Annotated in this window: 17 protein-coding genes and 1 tRNA gene; 7 read left to right on the top strand and 11 right to left on the bottom strand. The window is 62.2% G+C overall.

What is annotated here, in order from left to right:
* Positions 1-170: 170 nt before the first annotated feature.
* The 3 genes from ahcY to GGQ90_RS05110 all read right to left on the bottom strand — a co-directional run bounded on the left by ahcY (position 171) and on the right by GGQ90_RS05110 (position 3,044).
* Entirely contained in the window at positions 171-1,589 is a 1,419-nt protein-coding gene (gene ahcY, locus GGQ90_RS05120; protein ID WP_188081130.1) for an adenosylhomocysteinase, read from the bottom strand.
* 119 nt (positions 1,590-1,708) lie between these two features.
* Entirely contained in the window at positions 1,709-2,299 is a 591-nt protein-coding gene (locus GGQ90_RS05115; RefSeq protein WP_246428129.1) for a hypothetical protein, read from the bottom strand.
* Between the two features lie 184 nt (positions 2,300-2,483).
* Complete coding sequence (locus tag GGQ90_RS05110) at positions 2,484-3,044, bottom strand: YqgE/AlgH family protein (protein WP_188081128.1); 561 nt, start codon at positions 3,042-3,044, stop codon at positions 2,484-2,486.
* Positions 3,045-3,188: 144 nt separating this feature from the next.
* Between GGQ90_RS05110 and GGQ90_RS05105 the strand changes: the two genes are divergently transcribed.
* Together GGQ90_RS05105 and GGQ90_RS05100 are read left to right on the top strand one after the other, a co-directional pair.
* Complete coding sequence (locus GGQ90_RS05105; RefSeq protein ID WP_017499748.1) at positions 3,189-3,671, top strand: peroxiredoxin; 483 nt, start codon at positions 3,189-3,191, stop codon at positions 3,669-3,671.
* A gap of 94 nt (positions 3,672-3,765) precedes the next feature.
* Entirely contained in the window at positions 3,766-5,220 is a 1,455-nt protein-coding gene (locus GGQ90_RS05100; RefSeq protein ID WP_188081127.1) for an AMP nucleosidase, read from the top strand.
* Between the two features lie 36 nt (positions 5,221-5,256).
* Here the strand turns inward: GGQ90_RS05100 and GGQ90_RS05095 are convergent, their stop codons facing one another.
* Genes GGQ90_RS05095 through GGQ90_RS05075 form a run of 5 tightly spaced genes read right to left on the bottom strand, consistent with a single transcriptional unit; the run spans position 5,257 to position 10,794 of the window.
* Positions 5,257-6,405, bottom strand: coding sequence for a GGDEF domain-containing protein (locus tag GGQ90_RS05095; RefSeq protein ID WP_188081126.1), 1,149 nt, complete (start codon positions 6,403-6,405; stop codon positions 5,257-5,259).
* A gap of 31 nt (positions 6,406-6,436) precedes the next feature.
* Positions 6,437-8,260, bottom strand: a complete 1,824-nt coding sequence (locus tag GGQ90_RS05090; protein WP_188081125.1) for a M2 family metallopeptidase — start codon at positions 8,258-8,260, stop codon at positions 6,437-6,439.
* Positions 8,261-8,318: 58 nt separating this feature from the next.
* On the bottom strand, positions 8,319-9,080 hold the full coding sequence (locus GGQ90_RS05085) for an alpha/beta fold hydrolase (RefSeq protein WP_188081124.1): 762 nt from the start codon (positions 9,078-9,080) through the stop codon (positions 8,319-8,321).
* On the bottom strand, positions 9,077-9,760 hold the full coding sequence (locus GGQ90_RS05080; RefSeq protein WP_188081123.1) for a DUF2238 domain-containing protein: 684 nt from the start codon (positions 9,758-9,760) through the stop codon (positions 9,077-9,079). Before GGQ90_RS05080 ends, GGQ90_RS05085 begins: the two co-directional genes overlap by 4 nt.
* A gap of 8 nt (positions 9,761-9,768) precedes the next feature.
* Positions 9,769-10,794, bottom strand: a complete 1,026-nt coding sequence (locus GGQ90_RS05075; RefSeq protein ID WP_188081122.1) for an aspartate-semialdehyde dehydrogenase — start codon at positions 10,792-10,794, stop codon at positions 9,769-9,771.
* A gap of 164 nt (positions 10,795-10,958) precedes the next feature.
* Here GGQ90_RS05075 and GGQ90_RS05070 point away from each other — a divergent pair, with 164 nt between their 5' ends.
* The gene (locus tag GGQ90_RS05070; RefSeq protein ID WP_188081121.1) at positions 10,959-11,669 is read left to right on the top strand and encodes a class I SAM-dependent methyltransferase; all 711 of its coding nucleotides are present in this window, start codon (positions 10,959-10,961) and stop codon (positions 11,667-11,669) included.
* Between the two features lie 72 nt (positions 11,670-11,741).
* Here the strand turns inward: GGQ90_RS05070 and GGQ90_RS05065 are convergent, their stop codons facing one another.
* Both GGQ90_RS05065 and GGQ90_RS05060 read right to left on the bottom strand, forming a co-directional pair.
* Positions 11,742-13,961, bottom strand: coding sequence for a S9 family peptidase (locus GGQ90_RS05065; RefSeq protein WP_188081165.1), 2,220 nt, complete (start codon positions 13,959-13,961; stop codon positions 11,742-11,744).
* A gap of 119 nt (positions 13,962-14,080) precedes the next feature.
* A tRNA-Val gene (locus GGQ90_RS05060) sits at positions 14,081-14,155 on the bottom strand.
* A gap of 142 nt (positions 14,156-14,297) precedes the next feature.
* Between GGQ90_RS05060 and GGQ90_RS05055 the strand changes: the two genes are divergently transcribed.
* Entirely contained in the window at positions 14,298-14,426 is a 129-nt protein-coding gene (locus GGQ90_RS05055) for an entericidin (protein WP_188081120.1), read from the top strand.
* A 36-nt stretch (positions 14,427-14,462) separates the two neighbouring features.
* Here the strand turns inward: GGQ90_RS05055 and GGQ90_RS05050 are convergent, their stop codons facing one another.
* Positions 14,463-14,648 (bottom strand): hypothetical protein, encoded by a 186-nt coding sequence (locus tag GGQ90_RS05050; RefSeq protein WP_188081119.1) that lies wholly within the window; start codon positions 14,646-14,648, stop codon positions 14,463-14,465.
* A gap of 183 nt (positions 14,649-14,831) precedes the next feature.
* Between GGQ90_RS05050 and hslV the strand changes: the two genes are divergently transcribed.
* The 3 genes from hslV (at position 14,832) to GGQ90_RS05035 (ending at position 18,953) form a co-directional block, all read left to right on the top strand.
* A complete protein-coding gene (gene hslV, locus GGQ90_RS05045) occupies positions 14,832-15,398 on the top strand; it encodes an ATP-dependent protease subunit HslV (RefSeq protein WP_281391417.1) in 567 nt (188 codons plus the stop codon).
* Positions 15,399-15,415: 17 nt separating this feature from the next.
* Positions 15,416-16,717, top strand: coding sequence for an ATP-dependent protease ATPase subunit HslU (hslU, locus tag GGQ90_RS05040; protein ID WP_188081118.1), 1,302 nt, complete (start codon positions 15,416-15,418; stop codon positions 16,715-16,717).
* A gap of 112 nt (positions 16,718-16,829) precedes the next feature.
* On the top strand, positions 16,830-18,953 hold the full coding sequence (locus GGQ90_RS05035; protein WP_188081117.1) for a S9 family peptidase: 2,124 nt from the start codon (positions 16,830-16,832) through the stop codon (positions 18,951-18,953).
* The last annotated feature ends 25 nt before the right edge of the window (positions 18,954-18,978 follow it).

The raw sequence follows: 18,978 nt of genomic DNA, 5'->3' as shown, positions 1-18,978 counted from the left end.
CCATCCCATTCGCGACCAGTTGTTTATCGTTCATACAGACCAATGGCCATGGGCCTATCGCAAGTCTGCGACGGCGGGAAGCGTCCAGATATGGTGAATGCCCGGCACAGCATGGTCCGGGCATCAGATAAGGTAAAAAGGGGGAGGATGGCCCTCCCCCTTTTCCTGTCTTAGTAGCGGTAATGGTCCGGCTTGAACGGGCCTTCGACCGGCACGCCGATATAGTCGGCCTGGCGCTGGCTGAGCTGGGTCAGCTTCACGCCCAGCTTTTCCAGATGCAGCGCGGCGACCTTTTCGTCCAGATGCTTGGGCAGGACATAGACGTCGTTGCCGTAGGTCTCGCTCTTGGTCCACAGCTCGATCTGAGCCAGCGTCTGGTTGGTGAAGCTGGCCGACATCACGAAGCTGGGGTGGCCGGTGGCGTTGCCCAGGTTGACCAGGCGGCCCTTCGACAGGACGATGATCTTCTTGCCATCGGGGAACTCAACTTCGTCGACCTGCGGCTTGATCTCGGTCCACTTCATATTGGCGAGGCCGGCAATCTCGATCTCGCTGTCGAAGTGACCGATGTTCGACACGATCGCCATATTCTTCATGGCGCGCATGTGATCGACGGTCAGGACGCCTTCGTTGCCGGTCGCGGTGACGAAGATGTCGGCGCGCGGCGCCGCTTCTTCCATCGTCACGACCTCATAGCCTTCCATCGCGGCCTGCAGCGCGCAGATCGGATCGACTTCGGTCACCAGCACCCGGGCGCCGCCATTGCGGAGCGACGCGGCAGAACCCTTGCCGACGTCACCGAAGCCGGCGACGCAGGCGACCTTGCCGGCCAGCATGACGTCGGTGCCGCGACGGATCGCGTCGACCAGCGATTCCTTGCAGCCATAGAGATTGTCGAACTTCGACTTGGTGACGCTGTCGTTCACGTTGATCGCGGGGAAAGGCAGCTTGCCCTTCTTCGACAGTTCATACAGGCGGTGGACGCCAGTGGTCGTCTCTTCCGACACGCCCTTGATCGACTGGACGGTCTTGGTCAGGAAGCCGGGACGTTCCCTGAGAACGCGCTTCAGCACGGCGACGAAGATTTCCTCTTCCTCGTTCGACGGGGTGAACAGCTCTTCACCCGCCTCCACGCGCGCACCCCACAGGGCGAACATGGTGGCGTCGCCGCCGTCGTCCAGGATCAGGTTGCAGACACCGCTGTCGTCATTGTGCCAGTCGAAGATACGCTCGACATAGTCCCAATATTCCTGAAGGCTTTCACCCTTGATCGCGAAGACCGGCACGCCCGACGCGGCGATGGCGGCGGCGGCATGGTCCTGCGTCGAATAGATGTTGCACGTCGCCCAGCGGACCTGCGCGCCCAGCGCGGTCAGCGTTTCGATCAGCACCGCAGTCTGGATCGTCATGTGCAGCGAACCGGTGATGCGCGCCCCCTTGAGCGGCTGCGACGCGCCGAACTCGGCGCGCAGAGCCATCAGGCCGGGCATTTCGGTTTCGGCGATCTCGATTTCCTTGCGGCCAAAAGCGGCAAGACCGATATCGGCGATCACATAATCCTGCGCCTTGTCAGCGGGTACGGTGGCCACGAGCCTGTCTCCATCATTAGAAATTGACTGGCCGCCGGCATAAGGAAGGCGGCGGCGATGGTTGGGCTTTACCAATCGCCGCCGGGCATGGCAACTCGATATAAAGTTTTCTTTATGTGTCAGTTGGCCGGTCCGCGAACCACCGCAGGCGGCTGACGTACCGCCCCTTCCGCCAGCGCCATGGATCGGCCGACCAAACCTCCACTGACATCCTCATCCGCCAGCAGGTCGTTCGCCAGCGCGATCGCCATGTCGCATTGGGGCGCATCGATCCGTGGCGTTATGCCGGCAGCATCCGACAATTTCCAGATCGCGGCCCGATTGGCCGGCACCGCGTTGGCCGCCGCCTGGATCGCCTGAAGATCCCGACATTCCAGCCCGCCGGCCCCTGCGCCATAGCTGTTCGCCAGCATGATGACATAATCATCATAGGCGTCGAGGCCGCCTTCCAGACCCGCAACGTCCGCGAAATGGCTGCGCAGTGCGTCATTCACCTCGACCAGCGCCACCCGCTTTTCGCGTACGAACTGGTTATAGGCGGGTAGGAAATCATAGGCGCTCGTGTTGCAGCGCAGCGCCGATACCATCAACATCATCTCGAAATTGCGGACCTGGGCCGCCTCCACATGATCCTTCTTCCAGCAGGTCGCCGCCGACGCCGGCGCGAGCGGCATCGCTGCGGCAAGCGCCGCGCAGATAATCTTCTTCATGAAATAACCCCGCATTTTCCCCATGACGGAGAATGGGCGGGACCGATTGCCGCAATCTATCGCACTCTGGTTAAGGCGAATTTACCCTAAACGGTTCAGTTACGATAACAGAACAAGCGGCGGATGCGCATCATCATTCTGCCCACGCAACAGCCAGAAATCGGCTGCGCAACGGATCAAAACCTCAGGCCGACCCGCCGCCACTCACCAGATGGGCCGAATCAATGCCCGCGGCGGCATAGGCTGCGCTCCATTTGCGATGCGCAGGCGTGTCGAACAGCAGGTCCACGCCACCCTCGGCCAGGAACCAGCTCTCGCCGGTCATTTCCTGCTCCAACTGCCCGGCCGCCCAGCCGGCATAGCCCAAGGCGACAAGATAACGGCTGGGGCCGCGCCCTTCGGCAATCGCCTTCAATATGTCGAGCGAGCCGGAAAGCCCCCAGTTCGGGCCGGACTGCACCATATCCTGCCCCGCCCAATCGAGCGAATGCAGCACGAAGCCCCGCCGCGGTTCCACCGGCCCGCCCTTCAGCACCGGCTGGTCGGGAATAGCCGAGCCATCGATATCGAAACTCTGGAGCAGATCGCGCAGCCCGATCCCCTCCACTTCCTCGCTCAAGGAAATACCCAGCGCCCCATCCTCGTCATGCACGCATAGCGCGATCACAGAATGGTCAAAGCGCTCATCCTCCATGCCCGGCAATGCCAGAAGGAAGCGGCCGCCATAGAAGCGGGGATCAGTCATGCTTTGGAATATAGGCAGAAACGCGCAAATGCCAATTGGCAGCCACCGTATCCAGGGGGCATCATGGCATATTCCACCGCCGCGCCCTTGACAGGCGGCGCACGAGCAACGAACTCCGCGACGCCACAGGCCAGGAGACAAGATATGACCATCGCCAAGGGTGACCGCCTTCCCAGCACGACCTTCACGAAGATGACCGAAAACGGCCCCGAACAGGTTGTTTCGGACGAATATTTCGCGGGCCGCACCGTTGCCCTCTTCTCGGTGCCCGGCGCCTTCACGCCGACCTGCTCGGCCAAGCATCTGCCCGGCTTCATCGAAAAGGCCGAGGCCCTCAAGGGCAAGGGCGTGGACGAGATTGCCTGCACCGCCGTCAACGACGCCTTCGTCATGGGCGCATGGGGCAAGTCGGCCGGTGCCGATGACAAGGTGACGATGCTGGCCGACGGCAATGGCAGCTTCGCCCAGGCCGTGGGCCTGACCATGGACGGCAGCAAGTTTGGCTTGGGCGAGCGCGGCCAGCGCTTCTCGATGATCGTCAAGGACGGCGTCGTCGAGGAACTGAACGTCGAAGCACCGGGCGACTTCAAGGTCTCCTCGGCCGACTTCATGCTCGAACAGCTCTGAATTTTTCCGGTCGCGCGCCGGGCCGGATCGGTCGGGCGCGCGATTGTTTCGCTGGCATCTTCCTTCCGTCACACAAGTGCGGTAGCAAGAGGTGATGACACAGAGCATCGGCACAGCGATCGTCGCGCAACTCGACGCCATCTATCAGACATCCATCGAAAATCTGCGGGAGGCCATGCGGGCCTATGCCCGCGACGGCAGCATCCCGCCGCCCGAAGCTCGGGCCGATCGGCGCTTCTGCTACCCCGAACTGCGGGTCACCTATCAGGATGACAGTCAGGCACCGCCGCCGGGCCGCTCCTTCGCGCGCCTGTCGAAACCCGGCCGCTATGTGACCACCGTTACCCGGCCCGCCATGTTCGCCGATTATCTCGCCGAACAGATCGACCTTCTGGTCCGCGACTATGGCGTGGAGGTCGAAACCGGCTTGTCGGATCAGCAGATCCCCTTCCCCTATGTCCTGGACGGACTCGACATCAATGCGCTCGACGGCACGCCGCCGACCGAACTGGCGCGCCACTTCCCGGCAACGGAACTGGCCGAGATCGGCGATGAGATCGCCGATGGCCTGTTCACGCCGGATGCCGAAGGGGACCGCCCGCTCGCCCTGTTCGACGGGCTCCGTACCGATTTCTCGCTGGCGCGCCTGAAGCACTATACCGGCACCCCGGCCGAGCATGTGCAGCGCTATATCCTGTTCACCAACTATCATCGCTATGTCGACGAGTTCGTGGACTGGGCCTGCAAGGAACTGCAGCAGCCCGGCAGCCGCTTTACGGCCCTGTCCGGTGCCGGTGGCGTCTATGTGACGCCCGAAACCGCCGATCCCGCGCAGATGATCGCCGACAGCGCCTGGCGCAAGCACCAGATGCCGGCCTATCACCTGATCGCGCCCGATCGCAGCGGCATCACCCTGGTCAATATCGGCGTCGGCCCATCCAACGCCAAGACGATCTGCGACCATCTCGCTGTCGTCCGTCCCGAAGCCTGGCTGATGATCGGCCATTGCGGCGGCCTCCGCCCCAGTCAGCGGATCGGCGACTATGTGCTGGCCCATGCCTATCTGCGTGACGACCATGTGCTGGACGAGATGCTGCCGCCGGAAATCCCGGTGCCGGCAATCGCCGAGGTCCAGGTCGCCATGGCGAGCGCAGCCGAAACAATCCTGGGTGGCGGCAATCCGGAGGATTTCAAGCGACGCCTGCGCACCGGCACGGTCGTCACCACCGACGATCGCAACTGGGAATTGCGCTATTCCAGCTCCGCCCTGCGCTTCAGCCTGTCACGCGCCGTCGGCATCGACATGGAGTCCGCCACCATCGCGGCCCAAGGTTATCGCTTCCGCGTCCCCTATGGCACGTTGCTCTGCGTATCGGACAAGCCGATCCATGGCGAACTGAAGCTGCCGGGCCAGGCCAATCGCTTTTATGAGGAGGCGATTGCCGGCCATCTGCGCGTCGGCCTGATGGCCTGCGAACTGTTGCGCCAGGAAGGCCCCAAGCTGCATAGCCGCAAGCTGCGCGCCTTCAACGAACCGCCGTTCCGGTAATATGGCGATTGCCGCGCTGCTGCCCGATCCCCAGGATCAGGCGGCGGCGCGGGATACCGTGACGCGGTTCTTGCCCTCGCGCTTCGCGGCATAGAGTGCCGCATCGGCCCGCGCGACCAGGTCGTCCAGTTCCCGATCATCCGGCCGCAAATCGGTGACGCCGAAGCTCGCCCGCAGCAGCGCATGGGGCGCCTCGCCAAGGCGCAGGCAGCTGATTTCGACCCGCACGCGTTCCATCGCGTCGGCTGCAACCTCTGCACCCGTATCCACCATCAGCAAACCGAACTCGTCGCCGCCCAGGCGACCGACCACATCGCCACGCCGCACCGCATTGGTCAGCAAATGGGCAAAGCCGCGCAACGCCGCGTCACCGGCCATATGGCCATAGCCATCATTCAGCCCCTTGAAGCCATCAAGATCACAAATCACCAATGAAACGGGCCGCCCTTGACGCCGGGCATTGGCGATCGCCCGCTCTGCCGCCTCCGCGATGCCCCGCCGATTGAGCACATTGGTCAGCGGGTCATGCATCATCTTCTGGCGCAATTGCTGGGCCAGGTCGCCCGCGACCACCAGCACGGCTGCCACGGCCGTGCCGACATAGACGGTCGGCATGAACAGCCCAAGGATCGCGCGATAAAGCTCCTTGCCTTCTTCGGGGCCTCTGATCAGGGCTGCGGAGGCGGCGAGTGCCAACTGCCCGATGGCAAAAGCGAGCAATATAACGAAAAAGGCGAATTCCGGTGGCGTGAAGGATCGGTTGCGCGGCCAGAGAGACAGGGCACTGACCGCCATCAGCAACCCGACATATGTCGGTATAATCATTCCCTGCATGATCTGGCTACCCACCGGCCCGATCGCGATCGCCATTGCCAGACTCACCAGAATGGCCGGCACGGCAAAGGCGAATAGCTGCAAAGGCCGGCCCGAACGCTGGCGGATGCCGATGGCCAGCAATGATGCGCTGATGATGAGGCCGATGCCGGTCAGGATGAAAAGCAACCGGCTTTGCAGGAAATAGCCGCCCGCGTTGGCGATCCACTGGAGGATGGCAACCGCATAGGATGCAGTCCAGGTCAGCACATGCTTCTGCCGGCCGAAGTGCAGCCAAGAGACGGCCATGGCGACTGTCATCACCAGGGCAGTACCGAAAAGCAGGGAGAGGATAACGGCCGGTGCGCTCATACACCGGCCATTTACCAAGTTTTACGGCGACTTACCAGCCGCAGGACTTGCCCTTATTCTGCTCCTTGAGCCAGCCCTGAAGGGGCGCGAAATAGTTGACCAGCGCCTTGCCGGACATTTCCCGGCTACCGGTGAAAGCCTGCAGCGCGTCGGGCCATGGCTTGGACGCACCCATCTGCAACATGGCGTCAAGTTTTGCCCCTACAGCCTTGTTTCCATAGAAGGAACAGCGATGAAGCGGCCCCTTCCAACCGGACTGGCGACAGGCCGCTTCATAGAATTGGAACTGCAGCACGCGCGCCAGGAAGTAACGGGTGTAGGGCGTATTGCCGGGAATATGGAATTTGGCGCCGGCATCGAACTTGCTTTCGTCGCGCGTTACGGGCGGAACGATGCCCTGATACTGGCGGCGCAGGTCGGTCCAGGCCGACTCATATTGGGATTCCGGGATCGATCCGTCGAACACGCCCCAGCGCCATTTGTCGATCAGCAGACCGAACGGCAGGAACGCCACCTTGTCCATCGCCTGGCGCAGCAGCAGGCCCAGATCCTTGTCGGTGCCCGGCACCTTGGCCGGATCAAGCAGGCCGATCTTCACCAGATAGTCGGGCGTGATCGACAGCGCGATGAAGTCGCCGATCGCCTCATGGAAGCCATCGTTGGCGCCATCGAGATAGAGCGGCTTCTGAATATTATAGGCGCGCTGGTAATAATTATGGCCCAGCTCATGATGGATAGTGACGAAGTCGTCGCCATTCACCTTGGTGCACATCTTGATGCGGATATCGTCTTTGTTGTCGATATCCCAGGCCGAAGCGTGACAGATCACTTCGCGGTCGCGCGGCTTTGTAATCTGCGAACGATCCCAGAAGGTCTGGGGCAGCGGCGCAAAGCCCAGCGAGCTGTAGAAGCCTTCGCCCGTCTTCACCATCTTGATCGGATCGTAATTCTTGGCTTTCAACAGGTCGGTGACATCATAGCCCAGATCACCGGCCCCGGCGGGTGCGACGATATCATAGATATTTCCCCATTCCTGCGCCCACATATTGCCGAGCAGGTCAGCCCGGATCGGCCCGGTCCTTGGCTGGACGGCATCGCCATATTTCTCGTTGAGCTTGGTCCGGGTATAGCAGTGCAACTCGTCATAGAGTGGCTTCACCTCGGCCCAGATCTTGTCGGTCAGCTTGGCGAAATCACCGGCCGGCATGTCATATTTGGACCGCCACATCGCGCCGGTATCGGCAAAGCCCAGTTCCTTGGCGCCCTGGTTGGCGATCGTCACCAGCTTGGCATAGTCGCCCCGCATCGGCGCACCGACGTTGTCGTGCCAACTGACCCACATCTCCTTGAGCTCGTCCGGGTTGCGGTCCGTGCCCATCTTCTCTTCGATGTCGCTGCCGTTGATCGGCTGGCCGTTGAGCGTGCCCTTGCCTTTGCCATAGGTGGACTGCAGCTTGGTGGCGAGGTCGTTTAGCTGTTGCGAGGCGCCCGACGTGGTCGGCGCGGGCAAGGTCAGCGCCGTGCGCAGCAGCGTCAGGCGGCGGCTTGTCTCTTCGCTCAGGCCCGGCGCGGTCGCGAACTTGGCCGCCTCCAGCGCATAGTCGACCCGCATCGTCGTATCGATTGCGCCGAAATAGGACGCGAGCGCATCGGTATCGTCGGTGATGTAGGTCGCGTTGATCCAGGCGGCACGGCTGCTGATCAGCGACTGATCGAACAGCGCCTTCTCCGCCTTGGTCAGGAAGGATTCTGCCTCCGCCGCGGTCGGCTGCTGCGTGGCCGGTGCCTGCTGCGCCAGCACCGGCGATGCAACAAGGGCAGCCGCAAGCGCGGCGATCGAAATGGCGATTTTCATGGAACTTGGCCCCTCAGGTCTTCTTATGGGGCCAAGGTGGATTAGGCGGACGAGACAGTCAAGCGGTCAGGAAGCCGACCATCGCCTGGCCCAGTTCCTTGCGGGTGACCGCATTCATATGATTGCCCGGTATCTCGACATAACGGCCGTTGGGCAGCGTATCGACCAGCTCCTGCGCGATGCCGTTGTCCTGATCGTCGGCGCCGCAAATCACTTCGGCCGGCTGCTGGAAGCCGGCAATGGTCGCCTCGTCGGTATCGACGAAGGTATTGAGGATATGCAGCATCGCCACCGGGTCGCCCTTGGTGGTCTTGAGGAACGCCTCGGTCATCCACTCCGACGTGCCGCGTTCGAACGTGCCGAGATTGGTCAGCACCTTCTTGTAATAACCGCCCTTGTCGAGCGTCCGGGTGAGCCCCCGCAGCCCCATGCCCGCCAGGATCACCCGTCGCGGGGTCGCGCCGCGCGCCAGCATCCGCACTGTCGTGCGCGCACCCAGCGAATAGCCACCCAGATCATAGTCGGTCAGCCCCATCTGCTCGACCAGCGCCAGATTGTCGTCGGTCAGCGCATCGGCCGGATAGTCCGCCGCATCATGCGGCTTGCCGCTTTCGCCGTGGCCGCGCAGGTCCGGCATGATCAGGCGGAAGCCCGCCTCCACCAGCTTGGCTGCATGGCCGTAACGGATCCAGTTGGTCCAGGCGTTGGAGAAATAGCCGTGGATCAGCACCAGGTCGCGCCCTTGGCCCACGACATGCACGGCGATCGGCAGGCCACCCAGGCCCTTGATATCGTGGCGTTCGATCTGCAGGTCGGTCATTGTGCTGGTCCTTCGGGGCTTGGGGCCTCGCCGATAGGATTTCCGCTCCGGCGGCGCAAGAGCGCGATCAGGGCAAGGGCGCTGCCGATCTGGGCCGCTGCCATGTCCTTTTGCGGATCCCAGACATCGCCCTGTTGCCCATTATAATAATCGGCCGTCTCGCCGGCGGCGATCACCGTCAGCAGCCATTCGAAAATCTCGTAGAGCGCGCTGCCAAGGCCGATCGCTGCGAAGGCGAAGACCAGGCTCCAGCCCTGGCGCAGGCTGCCCTTGCGTCGCGCAACCTCCGCCACCGGCGCCGTCAGCAGCGCACCGAAGGCGAAATGGACGAGCCGGTCATAGGCATTACGATGGAGGCCGAGGAGGCTGGAAATATCATGGCCGCTGAGCATCCGCGCCCAATCGTCATAGGGCACATAGGAATAGATCCAGCGCGCACCGAAGGTGTGGAGCAGCAGGAACAGCCAGATGCAGACGACCGATCCGGTCGACAACGGCCAGCGCCTGAGAAGCCAGGGCGCCGTGAGCGTCAGCAGCAACGTCGGCCCATGCTGCAACGGCGCGAGATCGGGAAAGGGCTGCACGACATTGGCCAGCCCGATTGCCACCAGCAAGGCGGCGATCATCCGGCGCTGCGCGACAGGAAGAGCCTTCCACGTCGCGACAGCGCCGGAGACCATGTGCAGGCTCAGCCCTTCTTGAGGTGGCGACGGCCCAGCAGTTCAGCGATCTGCACCGCGTTCAGCGCCGCGCCCTTGCGCAGATTATCGCTGACGCACCACAGGTTGATGCCGTTATCAACGGTCGAATCCTCACGCACGCGGCTGATGAAGGTCGCGAAATCGCCGACGCACTCGATCGGGGTGATGTAGCCGCCGTCCTCGCGCTTATCGACCAGCATGATGCCGGGCGCCTCGCGCAGGATGTCCTGCGCTTCCTTCGCCGAGATTTCATTCTCGAACTCGATGTTGATCGCTTCGGAGTGACCGACGAACACCGGCACGCGCACGCAGGTCGCGGTCAGCTTGATCTTGGGATCAAGGATCTTCTTGGTTTCCGCGACCATCTTCCACTCTTCCTTGGTCGAACCATCGTCCAGGAAGACGTCGATGTGCGGGATCACGTTGAAGGCGATCTGCTTGGTGAACTTCTTCGGCTCGGCCGGGTCGCCGACGAAGATGTTGCGCGACTGCTCGAACAGCTCGTCCATGCCTTCCTTGCCGGCGCCCGACACCGACTGGTAGGTGGCGACGACGACGCGCTTGATCTTGGCGGCGTCGTGCAACGGCTTCAACGCCACGACCATCTGCGCGGTCGAGCAGTTGGGGTTGGCGATGATGTTCTTCTTCTTGTAGCCGTCGATCGCGTCCGGGTTCACCTCGGGCACGATCAGCGGCACGTCAGGGTCCATGCGATAGAGCGACGAATTGTCGATCACGACGCAGCCGGCCGCCGCCGCCTTGGGTGCATATTCGGCGGTCGGGCCGGAGCCCGCTGCGAACAGGGCAATGTCCCAGCCGGTGAAATCGAAATGTTCAATATTCTTGCATTTGAGTGTCTTGCCGGAGTCACCGAAATCAATTTCGGTGCCGGTCGACCGCGACGATGCAACCGCCGCAATCTCGTCAATCGGGAATTCGCGTTCAGCGAGAATGGTCAGCATCTCGCGGCCCACATTACCGGTGGCACCAACGACGACGACCTTGTAACCCATGACTTAACACTCCGCTCCATGCAGTATTGCGGGGTGGCGCATAGCGCAGTGACGCGATTTGTCCAGAAAGAAGGGCTATTGCCAAAGATAGTCAATGGATTGTCGCGGCGCGCAGACGCGGCTAGGAAGCCCATCCTTATTCAGTGTTCCTGGAATTGTTCTTGATGTCGTCGCTGACGTTACCCCCCCTGCCCGATCGCTGGTTTCACTCCTTCGCATTTCCCGATGGCGAGAAGGTCCAAGGCATCAAGCCGCTCGAACCGCTTCGGGGCGAAGCGGACCTGATTTTCAACCAGCCGATCACTGGCAAACGCATCCTCGACATTGGTGCCTGGGACGGGTTTTTCTCGTTCGAGGCAGAACGGCGCGGTGCGGCCGAAGTGCTTGCCACCGATCATTTCTGCTGGTCTGGCGAAGGTTGGGGCGACAAGCGCGGGTTCAATCACGCCCATGCCCGCTTCGCTTCGTCCGTGCGCTCACTTGACCTGGACGTCCCACAACATCGGGTCGAGGAACTAGGCCAGTTCGACATGGTCTTGCTGCTGGGCGTACTGTACCATGTTACCGATCCCTATCGCGTTCTGGAAGCCGCCGCGGCCATGAGCAGCGACCATCTGGTGATCGAAACGGTCACCGCGCTTCGCCATGAGCCGGTTCCTGCCATGCGGCTGTTCACCGAATTGGAACTGGACGAGGATCCCACCAATTTCTGGGCGCCCAATATCCTGGCACTGCGCGAAATGTGTCGCCGCTTCGGCTATACACGCTTCCAGGTGCTGCCCGAAACGCTGGACAATCTGGGCTGGCGGCGCTGGGTCATGCCGTTCCGCCGCAAGGACCGCTATCGCCGGGCGATCTTCCACGCCTGGCGCTGACACCGATCGCGATCCATGCAAAATGGCCTCCCGCTCATTCCGAGCGGGAGGCCATTTTCGTTTGGGCAATCGTCAATCCTGGGGCGAAACGCCGTGGTCGCGCAGGAAGTTCTCGATCGTGGTCCAGAGGTGAACGCCGATCTTCGGACCGCCCACCCGGTGCGTCTGCCCCGGATAGACCATCAGCTCGAACGGCACGGCCGCGCCCTGCATCTTGGCCATTAACGCGGTGGAGTTGTCGAACACGACATTGTCGTCAGACATGCCGTGGATCAGCAGCAGCGGGTCCTTGATCTTCACCGCATCATCGACCGCATCCGAGCCCGGATAGGCGCTGGGCTTGTCCTGCGGCTGGCCCAGATAGCGTTCGGTATAATGGGTGTCGTAAAACTCCCACTTGGTCACCGGCGCGCCCGAGACGATCGCGGCGAAGGTGCCCGGCGCCTTTTCCGCCAGCTTCAACGACATATAGCCGCCATAGGACCAGCCATAGGTGGCGATCCGCTTGGGATCGACGAAGGGCTGGGCTTTCAGCCATTCGACCCCCTTCAGTTGATCGTCGACCTCGACCGTGCCCATGGCGTGATGGATCTGGTCCTCGAATGCCTTTCCGCGATCGGGCGTGCCGCGATTGTCGATCGAGAAGACGATCCAGCCCTGGTCGACCAGATATTGGTTGAGCGCGCCGGTCCAGATGTTCGTCACCTGGCGCCCGGCCCCCGGACCGCCATAATGGATCATGAACACCGGATAGCGCTTGCCTGGCTCCATCGGCGGGGTCAGCATCTTGGTATAGAGCGTGCTGCCATCGGCCGCCTTGACGGTGCCGAACACGGTTTTCGCATGGCTCGCCAGATAGGCCGCATAGGGATGATCGCCCTTCAGCGCATTTTCCGAAATCCACTGCAACTGCTTGCCCGCGCTATCGGCCAGATAGACCTGCTTGGGCTGGTCGGCATTCTGGCGGGTGACGACGATCCGGCTGGCCGCACCATCCATCACCGCCTCGTTCCACCAGCCCTTGGCGGTCAGCGCCTTGAGCGGGCCAGCCTTGGCCAGCGACCCGACATAGAGCTGCTGCTCCAGCGGCGTGTCGCGGTTGCCGGTGAAATAGACCAGGCCCTTGCCCTCATCCACGCCGACAATGTCGCGCACCTCCCACTCGCCGCTGGTCAGCGCAGTCCATTTGCCGTTCCGGACGTGATAGAGATGGCCATGGCCGGTCTTTTCCGACCACCACAGGAAGCTGCCGTCGCTCAGCGGCGTGAAATTATTGCTGAGGTTGATCCAGCTTTTTGACGTTTCGGTGAGGACGATCTTTGCCTTGCCGGTCGCCGGATCGACCGCCAGCAGGTCCAAGCGCTTCTGATCGCGGCTTTCGCGCTGGACATAGAGGGTCTTGCCGTCCTTCGACCAGTCGACACGGGCCAGATAGACATTCTTGTCAGCGCCAAGGTCGACCTGCACCTGACCCGAACCGTCCGCCTTCATCACGAAGAGATCTACGATGGCGTTGGGCGTGCCAGCGGCGGGATAGCGCTGCTGATAGACCTTCGTGCCTTCACCGCCGATCGCGGTCCGGGTAACGATGCCGACCGGGCTTTCATCGACCCGCGCGACCGCGATCATCGCATCGGTCGGCGACCACCAGTAACCGGTGCGCCGATCCATTTCCTCCTGCGCGACAAATTCGGACACGCCCCAGCTGACCGTATCGCTGGCCCCCTGGGTCAGTTGCTTCTCGCTGCCGCTCATCGGCTTCACGAACAAGTTGCCGCCGCGGACGAAGGACACGAAACCGCCCTTGGGGCTGACCACGCCATTGAGTTCGCCGTCCGGCGTGTCGGTAAGGCGCGTTACCTTGCCGTCCAGTGCGGCAAGATAGAGGTCGCCATCGACCGGCACCAGAATGGTCTTGCCATCGGGCGACCAGTCATAGCTGGTGATACCGGTGCTGCCGGCGACCGAACGGTCACGCTCGCGCTGCATCTTCTCCGCTTCGCTCAGTTCCGCGCCGCTGCCGGCCTTCTTCGAATCGACCAGCATCCGCTCGGCGCCGGTGGCGGTGTCGATCGCCCAGAGATCGAGCCGCTCCTTTTCATCGGGGCGCGGCTTGAGCAAGGTCACCAGCTTGCCGTCGGGTGACAGCTTCAGCGCGCGCGGCTGCGGGCCGGCAAGATCGGGGCTTGCGAACACGCGCTCCAGCGTCAGCTTGTCCTGCGCCTGCACAGTGGTGGCAGGAAGCAGCAGCAGGGCGCCCAGCGCAGCGCCGGCCTTCAGATATGGGGACATCATCATCCTTTCCGGGCGACATCCGAAAGGACGCCGCAAGACATGCCGATCGCTTAGCGCGATGCGATGGAAAAGATCAATCTGTTGGAAGAATATGTCCTGCCATGACCGGGAAGCCATGGTGGGCGCGACAGGGATTGAACCTGTGACCCCACCCGTGTGAAGGGTGTGCTCTACCGCTGAGCTACGCGCCCCCTGTAAGGAGGAGGCGGCCTTTGGCATCCGCTGCCGAACCTGTCAAGCATCGCCGCGCGGCTTTTGGGAAATTATCTCTGTCCAGCGCGTTCGGCCGCACTATAAATGCACCACCAACACCGATCAGAAAGTTCACGATCAATGCGTCAGACCGTCGGCCTCGTCCTTGCCAGCATGCTCCTGTCCGCACTCGCCGCCTGCAATACTGTGCAGGGCGTCGGCCGCGATATCGAATCCGTCGGCACTGCGGGCAAGGAAGTGATCAACTAAGCATCATCGGAATGGGGCGGCCTGGCGTCGCCCCGTTCATTGCAGGATGGGCGGAAAGGCAGCAGCCTTGCGCAAGCGCACACCGTCGCAATCCGGCTCGCCGCATTCGCATGCCTCAATGGCATAGCGCACACCACACATGACCAGAACATCGCGGTCGAACGAATAGTTGGAAATACCCGCGCGCTCGACCTTTTCCTGTGCTCTGGCCTTGAGAGTCATGCGTAACTTCCCTCCATTTGGGACTTCCGAAAATGAATGCTGCGATGCACAATGTCAATTGATGGGCGTTGGTTCCTCAACCAATAGTCAGAAATCGTCGCGCAAATGGCACGTTTCGACGGCGGCCACGGGTTTCTACATAGATGCTTGCAGCGCTAGACTGTCACTCCCATATGCGCGGTCATGAACGACCATAACCGCTCTTCCATGCCTGTCTGGCATGGCACCACCATCATGTCGGTCCGCAAGAATGGGAAAGTCGTCGTCGCCGGCGATGGACAGGTTTCCATGGGCCAGACGGTGATGAAGCCCAATGCCCGCAAGGTGCGCCGCCTGCATGACGGCAGCGTCATCGGCGGCTTTGCCGGCGCGACCGCCGATGCCTTCACCCTGTTCGAGCGGCTCGAAGCCAAGCTGGAACGCCATAACGGCCAGTTGATGCGCGCCGCCGTTGAACTCGCCAAGGACTGGCGCACCGACAAATATCTGCGCAACCTGGAAGCGATGATGATCGTCGCGGACAAGGATGTGACGCTGATCCTGACCGGCAATGGCGACGTATTGGAGCCTTTGGGTGGTGTCGCCGCAATCGGCTCCGGCGGCAATTTCGCGCTCGCCGCCGCCCGCGCGCTGGTGGAATATGAGGAAGACGCCGAAACCCTCGCCCGCAAGGCGATGGCCGTGGCGGCCGACATCTGCGTCTACACCAATGACCAGCTCACCATCGAAACGCTCGACAGCGCAGCCTGAGATCCCAAGAAGAGACCATGAACGACAATCTGACCCCCAAAGCCATCGTTGCCGCGCTCGACGCGCATATCATCGGCCAGCATGATGCCAAGCGCGCGGTCGCCGTCGCGCTGCGCAACCGCTGGCGCCGCCAGCATTTGCCCGCCGACCTGCGCGACGAGGTGACGCCGAAGAATATCCTGATGATCGGGCCGACGGGCTGCGGCAAGACCGAGATCAGCCGGCGCCTGGCGAAGCTGGCCGATGCGCCCTTCGTCAAGGTCGAGGCCACCAAGTTCACCGAGGTGGGCTATGTCGGCCGCGATGTCGAGCAGATCGTCCGCGATCTGGTCGAGGAAGCCGTGCGCCTGGAGAAGGACCGCCGCCGCGAGGCGGTACGCGAAACGGCGTCGGACGCCGCCATGGCGCGCCTGCTCGATGCCCTGACCGGCAAGGATGCGAGCGAAGCCACCCGCCTCTCTTTCCGTCAGAAGATCGAGAATAACCAGATGAACGAGGTGGAGGTCGAGGTGGAAGTCGCCGACACCCCGTCGATGCCGATGGAAATCCCCGGCATGGGCGGCCAGGTCGGCATGATCAACCTCAGCGACATGATGTCCAAGGCGTTTGGCCAGCAGCAGAAGAAGCGCCGCAAGATGCGCGTCGCCGACGCCTGGGACAAGCTGGTCGAGGAAGAACAGGACAAGCGTCTGGACCAGGATGACGTCGCCCGCGTCGCCATCACCAGCGCCGAGCAGAATGGCATCGTCTTCCTTGACGAGATCGACAAGATCGCCGTCAGCGACGTGCGTGGCGGCTCGGTCAGCCGTGAAGGCGTGCAGCGCGACCTGCTGCCGTTGATCGAGGGTACGACCGTCTCGACCAAATATGGTCCTTTGAAGACCGACCATATCCTCTTCATCGCCTCGGGCGCTTTCCATGTCGCCAAGCCCAGCGACCTGCTGCCCGAGCTTCAGGGCCGCCTGCCGATCCGCGTGGAGTTGAAGGCGCTGACCGAGGAGGATTTTGTCGCGATCCTGTCCGACACCAAGGCCAGTCTTGTTGCGCAATATCGTGCGCTGCTGGCGACCGAGGAAGTGACGATCGACCTGACGCCCGAAGGCATTCGCGCCGTCGCCAAGATCGCCGCCGAAGTGAACAGCGAGATCGAGAATATCGGCGCCCGCCGCCTGCAGACGGTCATGGAAAAGCTGCTGGAGGATGTGAGCTTCGAGGCGGAAGATCGGCGCGGCGAGACGCTGGTGATCGACCAGGCCTATGTCGACAAGCAATTGTCGGCCGTCGCTCATGACACCGACCTCAGCAAATATGTGCTGTAACTGAGCGCATAATTTAAGTCCGGGCCTGCCGTTTCTCATGGCAGGCCCGGATCATCTTTCCCCCTGCCCGCCATCATGTCAGCCTCCGCCATGCGATTCGCAGGGAGGGAATATGATCCGCACTTCGGCCTGGCTCTTGGCGAGCCTCAGCATTGCCGCACTGTCCACCGCCGCCGAGGCGCAGACAATTCCCAAACCACCCGTCGCGGGCAAGAAGCCGCATGAGGTGAAGGCGCCATTCGGCGCGACGCGGCAGGATCCCTATTATTGGCTGCGCGACGACAGCCGCAAGAACCCCGAGATGCTCGCCTATCTGGCGGCCGAAAATGCCTATGCCGACGCAATGCTGGCACCGACCAAGCCGTTGCAGGACAAGCTCTACGCCGAAATCACTGGCCGCATAAAGCAGGACGACAGCAGCGTCCCCTATCGCAAGAAGGGCTACTGGTATTACAGCCGCTTCGAGACCGGTGGCGACTATCCGATCGTCGCCCGGCGCAGGGGCAGTATGGATGCGCCCGAGCAGATATTGCTCGACGAGCCGAAGATGGGCGCGGGCAAGGGCTATTTCGCGATCAGCGGCCGCGAAGTCAGCCCCGACGACCGGTTGCTCGCCTATGCCGAGGATCTGGTCGGCCGCCGCCAATATGTCATCCGCGTCAAGGGACTCGCCGACGGCAAATTGCTGGTCGATGAAATTCCCAATGCCGAACCCGATTTCGCCTGGGCCGATGACAGCAAGGCGATCTTCTATGTCGAGAAAGATCCCACCACCCTGCTGGGCAAGCGGGTGAAGGCGCATGTGCTGGGCACCCCGGTCAGCGCCGATCGACTGGTCTATGAGGAGAAGGACGATACCTTCTACATGGGCCTCAAGAAGACGACGTCGGACAAGTTTATCTGCATCGTGCTGCAATCGACGGTCAGCAATGAGGAGCGCTGCGCGCCCTCCGCTAACCCCGCCAGCTTCACTGTTCTGGCCCCGCGCGAACGGGAGTTCCTCTACAGCAGCGACAATGTCGGTGGGCAATGGACGATCCGCACCAACTGGCAGGCGCCCAATTACCGGCTGATGACCGTATCGGACGCTGATGCCGCCCGTGGCCGCGCCGCCTGGACGGACATCGTGCCGACCAACACCAGCGTCTTCATCGAGAATTTCCAGCCCTTCGACGGCTTCCTCGCGATCGAGGAACGCTCCGAAGGCAATAAGCGCCTGCGCCTGCTGGCCAGGAGCGGGAAGAGCAGCTTCGTCAATGCCGACGAGCCAGCCTATGCCATGGCGCTCGACGTCAATGCCGAAAGCGGCACGCCCTGGGTCCGCTACACCTATGACAGCCTGCGCACGCCCGAAACCACCTATGAGGTCAATGTCGACACGGGCGAACGCAAGGTTCTGAAGGTCCAGGAGGTAAAGGGCTACGACCCCGCCAAATATGTGACCGAACGGGTCTGGGCGACCGCGCGTGACGGGACGAAGGTGCCGGTCTCGCTCATCTACGCCAAGGGCTTCCAGAAGAACGGCAGTGCGCCGCTCTACCAATATGCCTATGGCAGCTATGGCTATTCGACCGATCCGGCCTTCTCGCCCCTGCTACCCAGCCTGCTCGATCGCGGTGTCGTCTATGCCATCGCCCATATTCGTGGCGGCCAGGAAATGGGCCGCCAATGGTATGATGACGGCCATCTCAAGAACAAGATGAACAGCTTCACCGACTTCATCGACGTGACCCGCGGGCTGGTGGATCAGGGCTATGCGAAGAAGGGCCGCGTCGCCGCGATGGGCGGCAGCGCCGGCGGTCTGCTGATGGGCGCGGTCGCGAACATGGCGCCGCAGGATTACAAACTCATCATCGCGCAGGTGCCGTTCGTCGATGTCGTGACGACCATGCTCGACCCGACCATTCCGCTCACCACCGGCGAATATGACGAATGGGGCAATCCCGAGCAGAAATCCTGGTATGACGTGATGCTGGCCTATTCGCCCTATGACCATGTCGAGGCGCAGGCCTATCCCAGCCTGTTCGTCGGCACCGGCCTGTGGGACAGCCAGGTCCAATATTATGAGCCGACCAAATGGGTGGCGAAGCTGCGCGCGACCAAGACCGACAGCAATCCGCTGGTCTTCCGCATCAACATGGAGGCCGGCCATGGCGGCAAGTCGGGCCGTTTCCGCCGCTATCGCGATCAGGCCGAATATAGCGCCTTCGCCCTGGAGCAATTGGGGGTGGAGTAAAGATTACTCCCTCCCTTTTTAGGGA

Source organism: Sphingobium scionense, assembly GCF_014197035.1.
In the GTDB taxonomy this organism is placed as follows: domain Bacteria; phylum Pseudomonadota; class Alphaproteobacteria; order Sphingomonadales; family Sphingomonadaceae; genus Sphingobium; species Sphingobium scionense.
The sequence above is the reverse complement of the archived record's forward strand: the minus strand, read 5'-3'. Positions and strand labels throughout refer to the sequence as shown.

Excerpts from the sequence above, each read along its gene's own strand:
- GGQ90_RS05095 (WP_188081126.1), bottom strand. The coding sequence starts at position 6,405 with ATGAGCGCACCGGCCGTTATCCTCTCCCTGCTTTTCGGTACTGCCCTG.
- GGQ90_RS05055 (WP_188081120.1), top strand. The coding sequence starts at position 14,298 with ATGCGTCAGACCGTCGGCCTCGTCCTTGCCAGCATGCTCCTGTCCGCA.
- hslU (WP_188081118.1), top strand. The coding sequence starts at position 15,416 with ATGAACGACAATCTGACCCCCAAAGCCATCGTTGCCGCGCTCGACGCG.
- hslV (WP_281391417.1), top strand. The coding sequence starts at position 14,832 with ATGAACGACCATAACCGCTCTTCCATGCCTGTCTGGCATGGCACCACC.
- GGQ90_RS05105 (WP_017499748.1), top strand. The coding sequence starts at position 3,189 with ATGACCATCGCCAAGGGTGACCGCCTTCCCAGCACGACCTTCACGAAG.
- GGQ90_RS05110 (WP_188081128.1), bottom strand. The coding sequence starts at position 3,044 with ATGACTGATCCCCGCTTCTATGGCGGCCGCTTCCTTCTGGCATTGCCG.
- GGQ90_RS05075 (WP_188081122.1), bottom strand. The coding sequence starts at position 10,794 with ATGGGTTACAAGGTCGTCGTCGTTGGTGCCACCGGTAATGTGGGCCGC.
- GGQ90_RS05070 (WP_188081121.1), top strand. The coding sequence starts at position 10,959 with ATGTCGTCGCTGACGTTACCCCCCCTGCCCGATCGCTGGTTTCACTCC.
- GGQ90_RS05115 (WP_246428129.1), bottom strand. The coding sequence starts at position 2,299 with ATGAAGAAGATTATCTGCGCGGCGCTTGCCGCAGCGATGCCGCTCGCG.
- GGQ90_RS05080 (WP_188081123.1), bottom strand. The coding sequence starts at position 9,760 with ATGGTCTCCGGCGCTGTCGCGACGTGGAAGGCTCTTCCTGTCGCGCAG.
- GGQ90_RS05090 (WP_188081125.1), bottom strand. The coding sequence starts at position 8,260 with ATGAAAATCGCCATTTCGATCGCCGCGCTTGCGGCTGCCCTTGTTGCA.
- GGQ90_RS05085 (WP_188081124.1), bottom strand. The coding sequence starts at position 9,080 with ATGACCGACCTGCAGATCGAACGCCACGATATCAAGGGCCTGGGTGGC.
- GGQ90_RS05100 (WP_188081127.1), top strand. The coding sequence starts at position 3,766 with ATGACACAGAGCATCGGCACAGCGATCGTCGCGCAACTCGACGCCATC.
- GGQ90_RS05050 (WP_188081119.1), bottom strand. The coding sequence starts at position 14,648 with ATGACTCTCAAGGCCAGAGCACAGGAAAAGGTCGAGCGCGCGGGTATT.
- GGQ90_RS05035 (WP_188081117.1), top strand. The coding sequence starts at position 16,830 with ATGATCCGCACTTCGGCCTGGCTCTTGGCGAGCCTCAGCATTGCCGCA.
- GGQ90_RS05065 (WP_188081165.1), bottom strand. The coding sequence starts at position 13,961 with ATGTCCCCATATCTGAAGGCCGGCGCTGCGCTGGGCGCCCTGCTGCTG.